Raw genomic sequence first — 17,652 nt, 5'->3', positions numbered from 1 at the left:
GATGGGTGCCGAGGTGGTCATCGAAGGTCTTTCCAAGTCCTTCGGTAAGCAGGCCATCTGGCGGGACGTCACGCTGACCCTGCCTCCGGGCGAGGTTTCGGCGATGCTCGGTCCGTCCGGAACCGGTAAGTCCGTCTTCTTGAAGTCGATGATCGGTCTGCTCAAGCCGGACCGTGGCCGTTGCATGATCAACGGCGTCGACATCGTGACGTGCTCCGAACACCAGCTCTACGAGGTGCGCAAGCTCTTCGGCGTCCTTTTCCAGGACGGCGCGCTCTTCGGCTCGATGAACCTCTACGACAACGTGGCGTTCCCCCTGCGGGAGCACACGAAGAAGTCGGAGACCGAGGTCCGCCGGATCGTGCTCGAGAAGCTCGAGATGACCGGTCTCAACGGCGCCGACAAGAAGCTGCCCGGCGAGATCTCCGGCGGTATGCGCAAGCGCGCCGGGCTCGCCCGCGCCCTGGTGCTCGACCCGCAGATCATCCTGGTCGACGAGCCGGACTCCGGTCTCGACCCGGTCCGCACCACCTACATCTCCCAGCTCTTCCTCGACGTCAACGCGCAGATCGACGCGACGTTCCTGATCGTCACGCACAACATCAACCTCGCCCGCACCGTCCCGGACAACCTGGGCATGCTCTTCCGCAAAGAACTGGTCATGTTCGGCCCGCGCGAGGTGCTGCTGACCAGCGAGGAGCCGGTAGTCAAGCAGTTCCTCAACGGCAAGATGGACGGCCCCATCGGCATGAGCGAGGAGAAGGACTCGGCCCAGCTCGCCGCGGAGCGCGCGATGTTCGAGGCCGGTCACCACGCGGGCGGTGTCGAGGACGTCAGCGGGGTGCCGCCGCAGATGCAGCCGACGCCCGGCGTGCCGACCCGGATGGGCGCGGTCCGCCGCAAGGACCGCGTCATGCAGATCCTGCACGGCCTGCCGCCCGAGGCGCAGCAGAGCATCATCGAGTCGCTCTCCCCGGAGGAGCAGCAGCGTTACGGTGTCCGCCCGCAGCGCCTCGCGACCGCCGGCCACCGGTCGTCGCCCGCCGAGACCTCGATCCCGAACCACCACCAGGGCCAGCTGCCCGACGACCAGGTCGCCCACATCCCGCATCCCGGGAGAGCGGGCAACCACCGCTTGCGGCCACAAGATCCGGGGTCGGGTGGCGCGTGAGCTCTTCCGCTTCATCGGCGAAGATCCCCGGGATCGGCATGGTGCGCGAGACCGGGAACCTGTTCGCTCTCGGCCTCGACATCGTTCGTGGCATTTTCCAGCGCCCGTTCCAGCTGCGGGAGTTCATCCAGCAGGCCTGGTTCATCGCGAGCGTCACGATCCTGCCGACGGCGCTCGTCGCGATCCCGTTCGGCGCGGTCATCTCGCTGCAGTTCGGATCGCTCGCCCGCCAGCTCGGCGCCCAGTCCTACACGGGCGCCGGGTCGGTGCTCGCCACCGTGCAGCAGGCCAGTCCGCTGGTCACGGCGCTGCTGGTCGCGGGCGCCGGCGGTAGCGCGGTCTGCGCGGACATCGGCGCGCGGACGATCCGCGAAGAGATCGACGCCATGGAGGTGCTCGGGGTCTCCGCGGTGCAGCGCCTGATCGTGCCGCGTGTGCTCGCGATGATGCTGGTGGCGCTCCTGCTGAACGGCATGGTCAGCGTCATCGGCGTGCTCGGCGGGTACTTCTTCAACGTCGTCCTCCAGGGCGGGACGCCGGGCGCGTACCTGGCGAGCTTCTCCGCGCTGGCCCAGCTGCCGGACCTCTGGGTCGGCGAGCTGAAGGCGCTGATCTTCGGCTTCATCGCCGCGGTCGTCGCCTCCTACCGGGGACTGAACCCGTCCGGCGGCCCGAAGGGCGTCGGTGACGCGGTGAACCAGTCGGTCGTCATCACGTTCCTCATGCTGTTCGTGGTGAACTTCGTGATCACGCTGATCTACCTGCAGATCGTGCCCGGAAAGCTGGACTGACGCATGACCTTCCTCCAGGGCGCCAAGCGGGTCGCCAACCGTCCTTTGCAGACTCTGGACAACCTCGGTGACCAGATGTCGTTCTACGGCCGCGCGTTGCTGTGGACGCCGAGGACGCTTCGCCGCTACATGAAAGAAGTTCTACGGCTGCTCGCCGAGGTGAGCTTCGGTTCCGGCTCGCTCGCGGTCATCGGCGGCACGGTCGGCGTGATGGTCGGCCTGACCCTGTTCACCGGTGTCCTCGTCGGTCTTCAGGGTTACTCGGCGCTGAACTCGATCGGCACCTCGGCCTTCACCGGCTTCCTGACCGCCTTCTTCAACACCCGCGAGATCGCCCCGCTGGTCGCCGGGCTCGCGCTTTCGGCGACGGTCGGCGCCGGGTTCACCGCCCAGCTGGGCGCGATGCGTATCTCGGAGGAGATCGACGCGCTCGAGGTCATGGGCGTGCCGAGCCTGCCGTACCTGGTGACCACGCGGATCATCGCCGGTTTCGTCGCGGTCATCCCGCTGTACGTCATCGGCCTGCTGAGTTCGTATCTCGCGTCGCGGTTGGTCGTTATCTACATCTACAACCAGTCAGCGGGTACCTACGACCATTATTTCGACCTGTTCCTACCACCACAGGATGTGTTGTATTCCTTCATCAAGGTGCTGTTGTTCAGCGTCTTGATCATCCTGTCCCATTGCTATTTCGGATACCGGGCCTCCGGTGGCCCCGCCGGTGTCGGCGTGGCCGTCGGTAAAGCGGTCCGGCTGAGCATCGTCACGGTGTCCATCATGAACTTCTTCATCGGTTTCGCGATCTGGGGAACCGACGTCACGGTGAGGATCGCAGGATGATCGCGACAATCCGGCGCAGGCTGCTGGGCCTGCTTCTGGTCGCCGTGCTCATCGGCGGAGTGGCGCTGAGCATCGCGCTGTACCAAAGGGCGTTCACGCCCGTCGTCAGCGTGAAGCTCCAGTCGGGCAACATCGGGAACCAGTTGCTGAAGCAGTCCGACGTGAAGGTCCGCGGTCTGATCGTCGGTTCGGTGAAGGACATCGCCGCGACGCCGGACGGCGCCGAACTCACGCTCGCGCTGAATCCGGAGTCGGCGAAACTGATCCCCCAGAACGTTTCGGCGCGATTCCTGCCGAAGACCTTGTTCGGTGAGCGCTTCGTTTCCCTCGAAATCCCGGACGTGCCTTCGGAGAAGACGATCGCCGAGGGCGACGTGATCACCCAGGACCGTACGTCCGGCGCGGTCGAGCTGGAGCAGGCCTTCGCCCACCTGATGCCGGTCTTGCAGGCCGTCCAGCCGCAGAAGCTGTCGAGCACGCTTTCGGCGATCTCGACCGCGCTCAACGGCCGCGGCGACCAACTCGGCGACACCCTCGCGCAGCTCGGCAATTACGTCGGCGAACTGAACCCGCACGAGCCCAAGCTCCAGCAGAACCTCAAGGAGCTCGCGAAGTTCTCGGACAACCTCGACGCCGTCGCCCCGGATCTGGTGCAGACCCTGGACAACCTGAGCACCACCACCCGCACCGTGGTTGACCAGAAGATGAACCTGGCGAACCTCTACGGCAGCGTCACCCAGGCTTCGGTCGATCTGCAGACGTTCCTGCGGAACAACGCGGACAACCTGATCCGGCTCGCCGACACCGCCCGCCCGACGGCGGAGCTGCTGGCGAAGTACTCGCCGGAGTACCCGTGCGTGATCGGGCAGATGGCGGCCAACCTGCCGAAGATCGACAAGGCCCTCGGCAAGGGCACCGACCGGCCCGGTCTGCACGCGACCATCGAGGTCACCGTCAACCGCGGGCCGTACCTGCCGGGCAAGGACGAGCCGAGGTTCGAGGACAAACGCGGTCCGCGCTGCTACGACCTGAAGCAGTTCCCGGACCCGTTCCCGCAGTACCCGCCGGACGGCCCGATCAAGGACGGCAGCACGGTCAAACCCCCGGCACGCTCGGCGAACGACGGTCTCTCGCCTTCGAACGGCTTCGCGAACTACGGCGGCTACAACGGCGGGGGAGCGCCCGGCGGTAGCCCGTCCTACAGCGCGTCCGAATCGGACTTCCTCGCGCAGCTGGTCGCCCCGCAGGTCGGCATGGCCGCGTCGGACGTGCCCGGCTGGGGCTCGCTGCTCGTCGGCCCGCTCTATCGAGGAGCGGAGGTGCACGTCAAATGACTGGAACGGTAGTTGCGCCCCTGGTCGAGAAGGCGGCCGGAGCGCGCGCGCTCCGGCCGGAGGCCTCGCTATCGCGGGGGCAGGCCGCCTTCTCCGCACGACCGCCGGTTTCGGCTGGTAGCCGCGGCCTGGCCAGGCGATCGCGATCGCGCGCGAACGGGGGAAGGGCATGAGGGGTCTGCTCGCTCCGCTGATCAAACTCGGCGCCTTCATCGTCGTCACCGTGCTGTTCACGACCATCCTCGGGATCAGCATCGCCAACGTGAACACCACCAGTACCAACGCCTACAAGGCGCGGTTCAGCGACGCGACCCTCGTGCTGCCCAACGACGACGTCCGCATCGCCGGTGTCCGGGTCGGGCAGGTCAAGGAGGTCCGCATCGTCGACCGGCGTCAGGCCGAGATCGAGTTCGAAGTGGACGCCGGCCGCAAACTGCCCGCCGGGGTGACCGCGCAGATCAAGTTCCGGAACCTGGTCGGCCAGCGCTACCTCTCACTCGGGCAGGGCACCGACACCTCCGGCAAGACACTGGAGCCCGGCGGGAACATCCCGCTGGAGCGGACCACGCCCGCGCTCGACCTGACGCAGTTGTTCAACGGGTTCAAGCCGCTGTTCACCGCGCTCAACCCGGACGACATCAACAAGCTGTCCTACGAGGTCATCCAGGTCCTTCAGGGCGAGGGCGGCACGGTCGAAAGCCTGTTGAAGCACACCGCGTCGCTGGCCACCACGATCGCCGACAAGGACAAGGTGATCGGCGAGGTCATCGACAATCTGAACTCGGTGCTCGACACGGTCAACGCGCATACGCCGCAGCTGAACGACCTGATCGTCAAGCTGCAGCAGCTGGTCTCCGGGCTGGCCGCGGACCGCGAGCCGATCGGCGACGCCATCGACTCGCTCGGCACCCTCGCCCAGACGACCTCCGGTCTGCTCGGCGAGGCCCGCGAGCCGCTCAAGCAGGACATCGCCGCGCTCGGCACGCTGACGAAGAACCTCAACGACAGCCAGCCGATCGTCGAGCACTTCATCCAGTTCCTGCCGCAGAAGGTGACGGCGCTGACCCGCACGGCCGACTACGGCTCCTGGTTCAACTTCTTCGCTTGTGAGATGACGGGAGCCGTCGCCCTGCCTCCGCTGATCAACGAACCGATCAACCTGCCGCTGCTGCCGGTGAACCGGGCGAGGTGCACGGCATGAAGTCGTTCCAGAAACGCAATCCGATCCCGATCGCGCTGGTCGGCATCTCGGTGCTGCTGCTCGGTTTCCTCGCCGCGCTCAACTCGGAGGACCTGCCGGTCATCGGCGGCGGGACGACGTACTCCGCGGACTTCAGCGAGGCTTCCGGCCTGCAGGAGGACAACGACGTGCGGGTCGCCGGCGTGAAGGTCGGCAAGGTCTCCGAGATCAAGCTCGACGGCGACAAGGTCCGGATCTCCTTCAAGGTCAAGGACGCCTGGCTGGGTGACAAGACCAGCGCGGCCATCAAGATCAAGACCGTGCTCGGCCAGAAGTACCTGGCGCTCGACCCGCAGGGGCAGCGCACGCTCGACCCGAGCGCGACGATCCCGCGTGAGCGCACGATGTCGCCGTTCGACGTCCTCGACGCCTTCCGCGGGCTTTCGCAGACCGTCGACGACATCGACACGACGCAGCTGGCGAAGAGCTTCGACGTCATCACGGACACGTTCGCGGACACCCCGGCCGACGTGAAGGGCGCCCTGAACGGCCTTTCCCGGCTTTCGGACACCATCGCCAAGCGTGACTCGCAGCTGTCGAGCCTGCTCGCGAACACGCGGCAGGTCTCGCAGACGCTCGTCGACCGCGACGCCGAGTTCCAGAAGCTGCTCGCCGACGGCAACAAGCTGCTCGGCGAGGTGGCCAAGCGCAAAGACGCGATCTCCGCGCTGCTGGACGGCTCGCGCAACCTCGCCACCCAGCTCAAGGGCCTGGTCGACGACAACGACGCGCAGCTCGACCCGGTGCTCACCCAGCTCGACCAGCTGACCTCGATGCTCCAGCGCAACCAGGACGCCCTCGGCCAGGGCATCGCGCGGTTCGCGCCGTTCATCCGGGTGTTCACGAACACGATCGGCAACGGCCGCTGGTTCGACAACTACATCTGCGGGCTGGTCCTGCCGTCGTTCGGGCCGATCAACGACAAGGGGTGCTACGAGAAATGAGTACCCGTCTCGGAGCCGGATTGGCTCGCGGCTTCACCATCGCGATCGTGCTCGCGCTGGTCGTCGCCGGCGCGCTGTGGTGGACGCTCAAGGACGCCGGCCGCAACCACGTGACCGCGTACTTCGCCGGCACCGTCGGCCTCTACGAGGGCAACAGTGTCCGCATGCTCGGCGTCGACATGGGCACGGTCACCAAGATCCAGCCGATGGGCAACCAGGTCCGCGTCGAACTCGAGTACGACCGTTCGGTGGCCGTGCCCGCGGACGCGAAGGCGATCATCGTGTCGCCGTCGCTGGTCAGTGACCGCTACGTACAGCTCGCCCCGGCCTACAAGGGCGGCCCGCGGATCGCCGACGGCGCCGTCATCGGGCTCGACCGCACCGAGGTCCCGCTGGAAGTCGACGAGCTCGCCGCCAGCCTCTCCCGGGTCAGCAAGTCGCTCGGGCCCAACGGCGCCAACAAGAACGGTTCGCTGTCGAACCTGCTCGACACCGCCGCCAAGAACTTCGACGGCAACGGGCAGGCACTGCACGACACGATCACGAAACTCGGCCAGGCCGCGGGCACGTTGTCGGGCAACAAGGACGACCTGTTCAAGACCGTCGAGAACCTCGGCTCGTTCTCGCAGACGCTGGTGAACAGCGACAAGCAGGTCCGCGACTTCGAGCGGCAGCTCGCCGACGTCAGCGGATTCCTCGCGGGCGAACGGGAAAACCTTTCGGCCACGGTGAAGCAGCTGTCCGACACGCTCACCGCGGTGCAGGCGTTCATCGAGAAGAACCGCGACCGGCTCAAGTCCAATGTGGACAAGCTGGCCAGCGTGACCAAGGTGCTCGTGGACCAGCGCGGCGCGCTCGCCGAGATCCTCGACGTCGCCCCGGTCGGCCTCGGGAACCTGGTCAACACCTACAACGCCTCGTCGGGCACGCTCGACGCGCGGGCCAACCTCAACGAGCTCACCCAGCCGCCGCTGGTGATGGTGTGCAACCTGCTCAAGCAGACCCCGGACGCGCTCGACGCGCTGGGCGACGCGTGCAAGGGGGTCGCCGGACTGGTCGACGGGCTGGTGCCGCTGCCGTCGATCGCGCAGGTGATCCAGTCTTCGCAGGCGGGCCAGTTGCCGCCGCTTCCGCTCCCGATCGCCGGTGAGCTCTACGGTTCGGGGGCGAAGTGATGAAGAAGATCGCTCTTATCGCCTCCGGGACGGTCGCGGCGCTGACGTTGAGCGGCTGCGGGTTCAGCGGGATCTACGACGTCCCGCTGCCCGGTGGCGCCGAACTCGGCGACCACCCGTACACGGTCAAGGTGCAGTTCCGGGACGTGCTCGACCTGACCCCGCAGGCCGGGGTGAAGGTCAACGAGGTCGCCATCGGCCGTGTCGAAGCGATCGGGCTGACCCAGGACGGCTGGAACGCCGAGGTCACCCTCCGGGTCAACGGCGACGTGAAGCTGCCGGCGAACGCGCTCGCCAACGTCAAGCAGTCCAGTCTCCTCGGTGAGAAGTACGTCGAGCTGGCGGCGCCCGCCGACGGGCAGGGCAAGCTCGCCGACAACGCCGTGATCCCGCTGGCCCGCACGAACCGCAGCGTCGAGGTCGAAGAACTGCTCGGCGCGCTTTCGCTGCTGCTCAACGGTGGCGGGGTCGAACAGCTCAACACCATCACCAAGGAACTCAACAACGCCACCACCGGCCGCTCGCCGGAGCTCAAGGCGCTGCTGAACAACACCAACGAGCTGGTCACGAACCTGGACAAGCAGTCCGCGAACATCACGCGGGCGCTCGACGGGCTGAACCGGCTCTCGCTCACCCTGAACGGCCAGAAGGACAAGCTGGTCGGCGCGGTCGACAACCTCGGCCCCGGTCTCGGCGTGCTGGAGCAGCAGCGCGGTCAGCTGGTGACCATGCTGAACGCGCTCAACCACCTCTCCGGGGTCGCCGTCGACACGGTGAACAAGAGCAAGGAAGACCTCGTCGCCGACCTCAAGGCGCTGCAGCCGACGCTGCAGAAGCTCGGCGAGGCGGGCTCGGATCTGCCGAAGGCGCTGGAGATCCTGCTGACCTTCCCGTTCAGCGACGCCGCCTACGACGGCGTCAAGGGCGACTACTTCAACCTGTTCGCGAAGATCGACCTGAACCTGAACGAGATCCTCAAGAACCTCGGCCGCAGCCGGGAGAACCCGCTCAAGGACGCCATCCCGGTCCCGGGGCTGACCGGCGGCACCGAAGGGCCGGGCGCGAACCCGCCGCTGCCGATCCCGGACAGCGTCGGCGGTGTCGCCGGCGGCCAGGCGAGCGCGCCGCAGGGCGGCGGACAGCCGCAACAGACCGGACCCGCCGGTATCTTCGGCGTGCTGTCGGGAGGTGCCGGCTGATGCTGGTCCGTAGGACGAAGATCCAGCTGGTCGCGTTCGCGATCATCTCCGTGGTCGCCATCGTGTACGCGCTGATCCGGTTCGCCGGGCTCGGCCAGGTCTTCGGCGACGAGGGCTACACGGTGAAACTGCAGCTCAAGCAGTCGGGCGGCATCTTCCAGAACGCCGAGGTCACGTACCGGGGCTTCAACATCGGCCGGGTCGGCGAACTGCGCCTGACCAAGACCGGGCTGGAGGCGGACCTCAACATCTCGCCGGACGCCCCGCGGGTGCCCGCCGATCTCGATGCCGTCGTCGCGAACCGGTCGGCGGTCGGTGAACAGTTCGTCGACCTGCGGCCGAAGAGCGAGAACGGGCCGTTCCTGAACTCGGGTTCGGTCATCCCGGCCGACAAGGTCAAGACTCCCGTGCCCACCGAGCAGCTCATCGGCGACCTCGACAGCCTCGCGGCTTCGGTGCCGACCGACTCGCTGCGCAAGGTCGTCGACGAGTCGTACAACGCCTTCAACGGCACCGGTCCGGACCTGCAGCGGCTGCTCGACACCGCGCGGAGCTTCACCGCGACCGCGCAGGAATACCTGCCGCAGACTGTCCAGCTGCTGGAAAAGGGCGGGCAGGTCCTCGAAACGCAGAACGACATGGCGAGCTCGATGAAGTCGTTCAGCGCGGACCTCAACAAGCTCTCCGGCACCCTGAAGAACTCCGACGCCGACATCCGGAAGCTGATCGGGATCACCCCGCAGGTGGCGAACCAGATCAGCGAGGTGCTCGCCGAATCCGGACCGGGGCTGGGCGCGCTGACGGCGAACCTGCTCACGACGTCGAACCTGCTGGTGACCCGGCTCGACGGGCTCGAGCAGGGCCTGGTGACGTACCCGATGCTGGCCGCGGGCGCGAACAGCGTCGCCAACGACGGCACCGCGCACCTGGGCCTCGCGCTCAACCTGTTCAACCCGCCTTCGTGCACCAAGGGTTACATCGGCCTCGACAAGTACCGCGAAGGCACCGACACGACGCCTCGCGCGCCGAAGGACGACGCGTACTGCGCCGAGCCGAAGGGCAGCCCGATCAACGTGCGCGGTTCGCAGAACGTGCCGTACAACGGGGTCCCGCAGATCCCGTCGGAAGGCGACGTCGCGGCGAACGCCGGCCGCTCGGCCGAGGAACTGGCCAGCCTGCGCGCGGCACAGGGCATGCCGAGCGTCCTGCAGAGCCCAGGGGTCAGCCTGCCCACCCTCGGCACGCTGCTGGGCCTGCCCGGCTGAGGCCGAGACCGTATATCTAACCTGGAGTGTCATGAGTTCTTCTCGATCGCGGACCCTGGTCCTCGGGGCGGCGGCGTTCGCGCTCGCCGCCTTCGTCGCCGCGGCGATCTTCGGTGTCATGTGGGCCGTGGCCGCGTCGGACGACAACGCCGACCTGGCGCGCTCGCGGGACGAAGTGGTCAGGGCGGGCGGCACCGCGATCAAGGCGTACACCGAGGTCGACTTCGAGAAACTCGACGAGTTCTTCGCCAAGCAGAAGGCCGTCTCCGACGACAAGATGAGCCAGCAGCTGGCCCAGCTGGAGCCGACCTACCGCAAGGCGCTCGGCGATGCGAAGACCAAGGTCGTGACCACCATCCAGGACATCGCGGTCGAGGAGCTCGACGACCACGAGGGCAAGGCGAGCTTCCTCGCCGCCATCTCCACCCAGGTCACCCAGGGCGACAAGGCGAGCTCGAAGGCGCTGCGCCTGGAGGTCTCGATGACCAGGGTCGGCGATGAGTGGAAGCTGTCCGGGATCGACAACGTGCCCCTCGTCGCGGCCGGTCAGTAAGAGCGTCACCTAGAACGGAGCCACGTAGTGCCCCCCTCCCGTCGCCAGCCCCCTCGCAGCACTCCGCCGGTGCGCCGCCCCCGGGTGGCCGGCCTGCGACGGCCCGGTGCGTCTCCTGCTCCCGCCTCTCCCGAAGTCCCAGCTTCAGAGGTCGAGGTCGACGAAACGCCGGCGCCGGTTCGCCGCCCGTCGCCGCGACCGGCTCCGCGTCCTGCCCCTGAACCCGAGCCTGAGACCGTTGAGACGGCTGAGCCCGTTGAGGCTGAGGCTGAGCATGCGGTGGCCGCTGTCGAGGTCCCTGAAGAGCCCTCCGAAGACGAGGTTGTCGCGAAGCCGAGCCCGCGTGCGAAGGTCCGCGCGGCTGCCGAAGAGAAGCCGGACGACCTCGAAGAAGCCGAAGCCGAGGTCGCTTCCGATGAGGATTCAGACTCTTCGGAGACCAAGAAGCCGGGTTCCAGGCAGCTGATCCTGGCGGGTGCGCTGGTCGTCGTCGGCCTGCTGCTGGCCGCGACCGCGGTGCTCTTCAAGATCCAGGCCGACGAGGTGTCCAGCTCGACGGACAACACCGCGCTGCTGGACGTCGCGAAGACCGCGCAGGTCAAGGACCAGGTCGCGAAGGCGACCGAGGCGCTGTTCTCGTACGACTACAACAACATCGCGAAGACCGAGACCGCGGCGGGTGACCTGCTGGTCAACGACGAGGTGCGGGCGAAGTACAACCTGCTGATGGGCGAGGTCAAGCGGCTGGCCCCGCAGCAGAAGATGGTCGTGACCTGCAAGGTCACCCGCAGCGCCGTCATCCGGCTGGAAGGCGACCGGGCCGACGTGATGGTGTTCGTCGACCAGAGCTCGACGCGGGCCGACACGAACAAGACCACCGCCGGGAGCGCGCAGCTGCACTTGAACGCGGAGCTGCAGGGCGACAAGTGGAAGATCACGGCGATGAACACCTACGCCGCTCCGCCCAACCCGGCCGCTTCCTCGGCCCCCGCCGCACCCCCGGCCCCCTCGAAGTGACCCCGCCCGGATCGCGTTTAGCCCGCTGAACGCGATCCGCCATGGTGAGCCGCCCAAGACGTCAACGGTCCACAAGGGACACTAGCTCTCGTCAGGGCGCTTGCGCGGGTCGTGAGTGGGGTTTCGGGTTCTAACCCGAAACCCCACTCACGACCACCTGCGCCGACCATGCCACGTTTGCCTTACCCCTCAATAACCGTCCTTATCACTCACGACAGACATGAACCGGACGCTCAACTGGTGCGGCATGTCACTTGTGGACACCTCCTGGGAGGTCGGCTCGGTTCAGAAACCGCGCAGATAGGTGTCAATCAGACGTTTCACCGTCAAAGAGGGATCCCTCGCGGACAGCTACGGCCGGTTCTGTCGTCTTGGGCTCGCCCCGCCCGAATGCCCGACGGCATCATCAGACGTCGCGCGCTGTGGCATTCGCGACACACACCGAGACCATGGACCTCGCTCAGCGCCACGTCGGAGGCGCGGCGAAGGGGCCCTTCCCCGTATTCGAGGAGGCCTTCGCGATACCCCGGGTACTGACCGCCGTGCATCGCCGATCACGCCAGCCTCACGATTCACGTGCCGACCCGAACCGTCACTCACGCCCCCGGCACCCGCTGACGTTCCGGCCGGATCGCGTTTAGCGGGCTAAACGCGATCCGGCCCTGAGCAGAGTGCTTCAGCGGCGCAGCGCGTACCGCGCCTCCTTGGCCTGTTTCGCGATCTTCCGGTCTGGGTGGTCCTCGGCGATCACGTCGAGCAGTTCCAACCTGGCCGGGTGGGCGGCCGACGCGAGAACCTCGATGACACTCGCCTGGTCATCCATTGAGCGCAGCTCATCGAGGAAGCCGCCCAACTCGTGCAACGCCGCGAAATGGTCGGCGAACCCGAGGGCCATTTCCTCAGGGGCGATCGTCTCCGGGGTGACCGCGCCTCGCTCGACCAACCAGACCGCCGCCGCCGCTCCGGCGACGCCGCCCTCGGATCGGACGCGGGCGCCGGCGGTCAAACCAGGGTCTCCGGCTTCGGTCAGGGTCAGGAAGGCGAGGAGTCGCTCGGATGGGCTTTCGGTCCGTCGAAGGAACTCCGCGGCCTCATGAGCGGCGTCGCCCGGAGAACGGTGGTTCACCCATGCCCTGATCTCGGCTTCCATCACCTCGGGTGAGGACAGCGAGAGACGGGCGAACATCTCGTCGAGACCCACACCGGCCAGCTCGCCCACTACCGGCGCGTCGATCCCCGACTCACGGAGCATCCGATTGGTCGCCCACACCCCGATCGGCGTCAGCCCGACGAGCGTCGGGTCGGGGGCTGCCTTGCCGGTCAGTTCGGCCAGCTTGGCCAGCTCCGCCGGGTCGGTCGTCGTGCTCCGTTCGACCGCGCCGAGCCGTTCCATCAGATCCAGCGTGAGCATGAGGCCGTGCCGCCACTCGGGATCGGGTTCGACGCCAAGGTCGAGTCCGGCGAGCAGCGACGGCATTTCATCGGCGAGTTCATAGACGAGTTCAAGGGGGATCAGGCTGTCGGCCGCCGAATACAGCGTCATCCGGAGCGCGGCCAGGAACTGGGGGAATACGGGGCCGAAGGAAAACGGTACCGGGTGTTCCTCGGCGACGAAGCCGTAACCGGCTTCCTCCATCGCCCGGTAGGCCCGCTCCCAGAGCTCTAGCGGTTGTTTGAGCAACTTCGCGTTTTTCTTCATCGGCACGTGGGCGCCCTGTGGATCCGGACCAGGCCGCACGCTTCAGCCCAGCGAGGAATCACGGTCATCCTCGGCTCGCCTGTGCCGCTCAGTTCCGCGACGTAGCGTCGTAGCTCCCGCAAAGCGGCGCTGCGTTCCGCCGCATCCAGAAGTTCGGCCGCGGAAGGCAGTAACACGGGCGCCTCGGCTGGCATCTCATCGTCTTCCAAGTCCAGATCAAGCTCGCACGCTCGGCATATCACCCCAGTTTCCCAATCCGCGTCCAGCATCCGCTCTTGGCCCCCGGATCGCGTTTAGGGGGCTAAACGCGATCCGGGCCTCTTTCCTGTGCGTCGCACCAGCCGGCTCACCGGTCACAGCCGCCACACGCCCCGGAGCGCCCCGAGGACCTGCCAGGGCACCCCGCCCTAGGCCCGGTGAACTCTCCGAGTCGACCTCCACGGGATCGCGTTTAGCCCGCTAAACGCAGGTCGGCGCCCCAACGCCGTCACCTGCGGGTACCGGGCGGTAACCAGGATGATCGTCCTGTGAAGCACGCCGGGAGGAGCTTCTTAAACGCTGCGCCAACCGGCGGGACCACCGCGCGGCATCTTGACTCAGAGCCCCTGTGGGGTCACGCTTACTGGCAACGGTGAGAACCGGCGGTGCCCTTGCGGGAGGGTCGGTCCGGGGAGGCCGAGGAGAGGCATACCTGAAGACGTTGCGATGCAGGCTGGGCCCCATCGGGAGCGCCCCCTGGACAGACCGCGACGTTCGGGCTAGACTGCTTCTTTGCGCTGCCCTCTTTCAGGCTGCCCGGAGCCGGTAGTTAGGATAGTGGGCACACGGCACCCTTGACAGATCGCATCAGCTGTTGCTGACGCGGCTGCTCACCGCTCATTGTCCCCGGAAGGACGCATCTTGGCAGTCTCTCCCGCGAACCAGGCCACTGCTGCGACCACCTCGGCTGTATCTCGCTCGGAGTCCACGGGAATCCCGGGAGCCCCCAAGCGGGTCTCCTTCGCAAAGATTCGCGAGCCGCTCAGCACCCCGAACCTGCTCGACGTGCAGATCAGGTCCTTTGAATGGTTCACCGGCGACGAGGCGTGGTTCGAACGCCGCGTCGAAGAAGGTGAAGAAAACCCGGTCGGCGGCCTGGAAGAGGTCCTCAACGAGATCTCGCCGATCGAAGACTTCTCCGGATCCATGTCGCTGTCCTTCTCCGACCCGCGCTTCGACGAGGTCAAGGCCTCCGTCGAGGAGTGCAAGGACAAGGACATGACGTACGCGGCCCCGCTGTTCGTGACCGCCGAGTTCGTGAACAACAACACCGGCGAGATCAAGAGCCAGACGGTCTTCATGGGCGACTTCCCGGTGATGACCGACAAGGGCACCTTCGTCATCAACGGCACCGAGCGTGTCGTCGTGTCCCAGCTGGTCCGTTCGCCGGGTGTGTACTTCGACACCAGCGTCGACAAGACCACCGACAAGGACGTCTTCAACGTCCGCGTCATCCCGAGCCGGGGTGCCTGGCTCGAGTTCGACGTCGACAAGCGCGACACCGTCGGCGTCCGCATCGACCGCAAGCGCCGCCAGCCGGTCACCGTGCTGCTGAAGGCGCTCGGCTGGACCACCGAGGCGATCCGCGAGCGCTTCTCCTTCTCCGAGACGCTGCTCGCCACCCTCGAGAAGGACCACACCGCCGGCACCGACGAGGCGCTGCTCGACATCTACCGCAAGCTGCGCCCGGGCGAACCGCCCACGAAGGAGAGCGCGCAGACGCTGCTGGAGAACCTGTTCTTCAAGCCGAAGCGCTACGACCTGGCCAAGGTCGGCCGGTACAAGCTGAACAAGAAGCTCGGCCTGACCACGCCGTACGACACCGGGACGCTGACCGAAGAGGACATCGTCTCGACGATCGAGTACCTGGTCCGCCTGCACGCGGGCGAGGACAAGGCGACCGTCGGCGACCAGACCATCCCGGTCGAGACCGACGACATCGACCACTTCGGCAACCGCCGTCTCCGCACCGTCGGCGAGCTCATCCAGAACCAGATCCGCGTGGGTCTGTCCCGGATGGAGCGCGTCGTCCGCGAGCGGATGACCACCCAGGACGTCGAGGCGATCACGCCGCAGACCCTGATCAACATCCGTCCCGTCGTGGCGGCGATCAAGGAGTTCTTCGGTACTTCGCAGCTGTCGCAGTTCATGGACCAGAACAACCCGCTGTCGGGGCTGACGCACAAGCGTCGTCTGTCCGCCCTCGGCCCGGGTGGTCTGTCGCGTGAGCGCGCCGGCATGGAGGTCCGTGACGTCCACCCGTCGCACTACGGCCGCATGTGCCCGATCGAGACGCCGGAAGGCCCGAACATCGGCCTGATCGGTTCGCTCTGCTCGTACGCGCGGGTCAACCCGTTCGGTTTCATCGAGACCCCGTACCGCAAGGTCGTCGAGGGTCGCGTCACCGACCAGGTCGACTACCTCACCGCGGACGAGGAAGACCGCTACGTGAAGGCGCAGGCGAACGCGCCTATCTCGGAAGACGGCACCTTCGTCGAAGACCGCGTCCTGGTCCGTAAGAAGGGCGGCGAGGTCGAGCTGATCGACCCGCTGGACGTGGACTACATGGACGTCTCACCGCGGCAGATGGTCTCGGTCGCGACGGCGATGATCCCGTTCCTCGAGCACGACGACGCGAACCGCGCCCTGATGGGTGCGAACATGCAGCGCCAGGCCGTGCCGCTGCTCCGCAACCAGGCGCCGTACGTCGGCACCGGGGTGGAGCTGCGTGCCGCGGTCGACGCCGGTGACGTGCTCGTCGCCGAGCAGTCCGGTGTCGTCGAGGAGCTCTCGGCCGACCTGATCACGATCATGCACGACGACGGCACGCGGAAGAGCTACGGACTGTACAAGTTCCGTCGCTCGAACCACGGCACCTGCTTCAACCACCGCCCGATCGTCAACGAGGGCGACCGGGTCGAGCAGGGTCAGGTCATCGCCGACGGCCCGTCCACCGAGAACGGTGAGATGGCGCTCGGCAAGAACCTGCTCGTCGCGGTCATGCCGTGGGAGGGCCACAACTACGAGGACGCGATCATCCTCTCCGAGCGCCTGGTGCAGGACGACGTGCTCACGTCGATCCACATCGAGGAGCACGAGATCGACGCCCGCGACACCAAGCTGGGCGCCGAGGAGATCACCCGGGACATCCCGAACGTCTCCGAGGAGGTCCTGGCCGACCTCGACGAGCGCGGCATCATCCGCATCGGTGCCGAGGTCCGCGACGGCGACATCCTGGTCGGCAAGGTCACGCCCAAGGGTGAGACCGAGCTGACCCCGGAGGAGCGCCTGCTCCGCGCGATCTTCGGCGAGAAGGCCCGTGAGGTCCGCGACACCTCGCTGAAGGTGCCGCACGGTGAGACCGGCAAGGTCATCGGCATCCGCGTGTTCTCGCGCGAGGACGACGACGAGCTGCCCCCGGGCGTCAACGAACTGGTCCGCGTCTACGTGGCCCAGAAGCGGAAGATCCAGCCGGGCGACAAGCTCGCCGGCCGCCACGGGAACAAGGGTGTCATCGGCAAGATCCTCCCCGCCGAGGACATGCCGTTCATGGAGGACGGCACGCCCGTCGACATCATCCTGAACACCCACGGTGTCCCGCGGCGTATGAACATCGGCCAGGTCCTGGAGCTTCACCTGGGCTGGCTGGCGTCGCAGGGGTGGAAGATCGAGGGCAACCCGGACTGGGCGAAGAACCTCAACGAGGAGCTCTACGACGTCGACCCCGGCACGAACACCGCGACCCCGGTGTTCGACGGCGCGAAGGAAGAGGAGCTCACCGGGCTGCTCGGCGCGACCAAGCCGAACCGCGACGGCGAGCGCATGGTCAAGCAGAACGGCAAGGCCACGCTGCTGGACGGCCGCTCCGGCGAGCCGTTCCCGTACCCGGTCTCGGTCGGCTACATGTACATCCTGAAGCTGCACCACCTGGTCGACGACAAGATCCACGCCCGGTCCACCGGTCCGTACTCGATGATCACGCAGCAGCCGCTGGGTGGTAAGGCGCAGTTCGGTGGCCAGCGGTTCGGCGAGATGGAGTGCTGGGCGATGCAGGCGTACGGCGCCGCATACACCCTGCAGGAGCTCCTGACGATCAAGTCGGACGACGTGGTCGGCCGCGTCAAGGTGTACGAGGCCATCGTCAAGGGGGAGAACATCCCCGAGCCGGGTATCCCGGAGTCGTTCAAGGTGCTCCTGAAGGAGCTCCAGTCGCTCTGCCTCAACGTCGAGGTGCTGTCCAGCGACGGCGCCGCGATCGAGATGCGCGACTCCGACGACGAGGACCTCGAGCGTGCCGCGGCCAACCTCGGCATCAACCTGTCCCGCAACGAGTCGCCCTCGGTGGACGACGTCGTGCACTGACCCGCGATGAGGCGGGAGTCCCT

At 66.9% G+C, this 17,652-nt stretch carries 13 protein-coding genes; 12 read left to right on the top strand and 1 reads right to left on the bottom strand.

The window, feature by feature from the left end; translation table 11 throughout:
• The first annotated feature begins 1 nt into the window (after position 1).
• The 11 genes from AC069I_RS02690 (at position 2) to AC069I_RS02640 (ending at position 11,529) form a co-directional block, all read left to right on the top strand.
• A complete protein-coding gene (locus tag AC069I_RS02690; protein ID WP_478224950.1) occupies positions 2-1,171 on the top strand; it encodes an ABC transporter ATP-binding protein in 1,170 nt (389 codons plus the stop codon).
• Positions 1,172-1,209: 38 nt separating this feature from the next.
• Positions 1,210-1,962, top strand: a complete 753-nt coding sequence (locus tag AC069I_RS02685) for an MlaE family ABC transporter permease (protein WP_125732839.1) — start codon at positions 1,210-1,212, stop codon at positions 1,960-1,962.
• A gap of 3 nt (positions 1,963-1,965) precedes the next feature.
• A complete protein-coding gene (locus tag AC069I_RS02680) occupies positions 1,966-2,802 on the top strand; it encodes an MlaE family ABC transporter permease (RefSeq protein WP_016331063.1) in 837 nt (278 codons plus the stop codon).
• On the top strand, positions 2,799-4,136 hold the full coding sequence (locus AC069I_RS02675; protein WP_478224951.1) for an MCE family protein: 1,338 nt from the start codon (positions 2,799-2,801) through the stop codon (positions 4,134-4,136). Before AC069I_RS02680 ends, AC069I_RS02675 begins: the two co-directional genes overlap by 4 nt.
• 169 nt (positions 4,137-4,305) lie before the next feature.
• Positions 4,306-5,337: an MCE family protein gene (locus tag AC069I_RS02670; protein ID WP_340684775.1), complete on the top strand. Its 1,032-nt coding sequence runs from the start codon at positions 4,306-4,308 to the stop codon at positions 5,335-5,337.
• Positions 5,334-6,320: an MCE family protein gene (locus AC069I_RS02665; RefSeq protein ID WP_478264702.1), complete on the top strand. Its 987-nt coding sequence runs from the start codon at positions 5,334-5,336 to the stop codon at positions 6,318-6,320. Before AC069I_RS02670 ends, AC069I_RS02665 begins: the two co-directional genes overlap by 4 nt.
• Positions 6,317-7,495, top strand: a complete 1,179-nt coding sequence (locus AC069I_RS02660) for an MCE family protein (protein ID WP_340684773.1) — start codon at positions 6,317-6,319, stop codon at positions 7,493-7,495. The genes AC069I_RS02665 and AC069I_RS02660 overlap by 4 nt, the downstream gene beginning before the upstream one ends.
• Positions 7,495-8,694: an MCE family protein gene (locus AC069I_RS02655; protein ID WP_478224954.1), complete on the top strand. Its 1,200-nt coding sequence runs from the start codon at positions 7,495-7,497 to the stop codon at positions 8,692-8,694. The genes AC069I_RS02660 and AC069I_RS02655 overlap by 1 nt, the downstream gene beginning before the upstream one ends.
• Positions 8,694-9,959, top strand: coding sequence for an MCE family protein (locus tag AC069I_RS02650; RefSeq protein WP_478224955.1), 1,266 nt, complete (start codon positions 8,694-8,696; stop codon positions 9,957-9,959). The genes AC069I_RS02655 and AC069I_RS02650 overlap by 1 nt, the downstream gene beginning before the upstream one ends.
• A 31-nt stretch (positions 9,960-9,990) precedes the next feature.
• Positions 9,991-10,512: a hypothetical protein gene (locus tag AC069I_RS02645; protein ID WP_478224956.1), complete on the top strand. Its 522-nt coding sequence runs from the start codon at positions 9,991-9,993 to the stop codon at positions 10,510-10,512.
• Between the two features lie 84 nt (positions 10,513-10,596).
• Positions 10,597-11,529 (top strand): hypothetical protein, encoded by a 933-nt coding sequence (locus tag AC069I_RS02640; protein WP_478265149.1) that lies wholly within the window; start codon positions 10,597-10,599, stop codon positions 11,527-11,529.
• Positions 11,530-12,205: 676 nt separating this feature from the next.
• Here AC069I_RS02640 and AC069I_RS02635 read toward each other — a convergent pair.
• Positions 12,206-13,234: a hypothetical protein gene (locus AC069I_RS02635; protein WP_478264701.1), complete on the bottom strand. Its 1,029-nt coding sequence runs from the start codon at positions 13,232-13,234 to the stop codon at positions 12,206-12,208.
• 894 nt (positions 13,235-14,128) lie between these two features.
• Here AC069I_RS02635 and rpoB point away from each other — a divergent pair.
• Positions 14,129-17,629, top strand: a complete 3,501-nt coding sequence (rpoB, locus tag AC069I_RS02630) for a DNA-directed RNA polymerase subunit beta (RefSeq protein ID WP_478224958.1) — start codon at positions 14,129-14,131, stop codon at positions 17,627-17,629.
• Positions 17,630-17,652: the final 23 nt, after the last annotated feature.

The sequence above is a fragment of the Amycolatopsis sp. NPDC043885 genome (genome assembly GCF_056435685.1).
The sequence above is the reverse complement of the archived record's forward strand: the minus strand, read 5'-3'. Positions and strand labels throughout refer to the sequence as shown.

Bases quoted from the DNA above. Each gene is read 5' to 3' on its own strand.
- AC069I_RS02690 (WP_478224950.1), top strand. From the start codon at position 2: ATGGGTGCCGAGGTGGTCATCGAAGGTCTTTCCAAGTCCTTCGGTAAG.
- AC069I_RS02685 (WP_125732839.1), top strand. From the start codon at position 1,210: ATGGTGCGCGAGACCGGGAACCTGTTCGCTCTCGGCCTCGACATCGTT.
- AC069I_RS02680 (WP_016331063.1), top strand. From the start codon at position 1,966: ATGACCTTCCTCCAGGGCGCCAAGCGGGTCGCCAACCGTCCTTTGCAG.
- AC069I_RS02675 (WP_478224951.1), top strand. From the start codon at position 2,799: ATGATCGCGACAATCCGGCGCAGGCTGCTGGGCCTGCTTCTGGTCGCC.
- AC069I_RS02670 (WP_340684775.1), top strand. From the start codon at position 4,306: ATGAGGGGTCTGCTCGCTCCGCTGATCAAACTCGGCGCCTTCATCGTC.
- AC069I_RS02665 (WP_478264702.1), top strand. From the start codon at position 5,334: ATGAAGTCGTTCCAGAAACGCAATCCGATCCCGATCGCGCTGGTCGGC.
- AC069I_RS02660 (WP_340684773.1), top strand. From the start codon at position 6,317: ATGAGTACCCGTCTCGGAGCCGGATTGGCTCGCGGCTTCACCATCGCG.
- AC069I_RS02655 (WP_478224954.1), top strand. From the start codon at position 7,495: ATGAAGAAGATCGCTCTTATCGCCTCCGGGACGGTCGCGGCGCTGACG.
- AC069I_RS02650 (WP_478224955.1), top strand. From the start codon at position 8,694: ATGCTGGTCCGTAGGACGAAGATCCAGCTGGTCGCGTTCGCGATCATC.
- AC069I_RS02645 (WP_478224956.1), top strand. From the start codon at position 9,991: ATGAGTTCTTCTCGATCGCGGACCCTGGTCCTCGGGGCGGCGGCGTTC.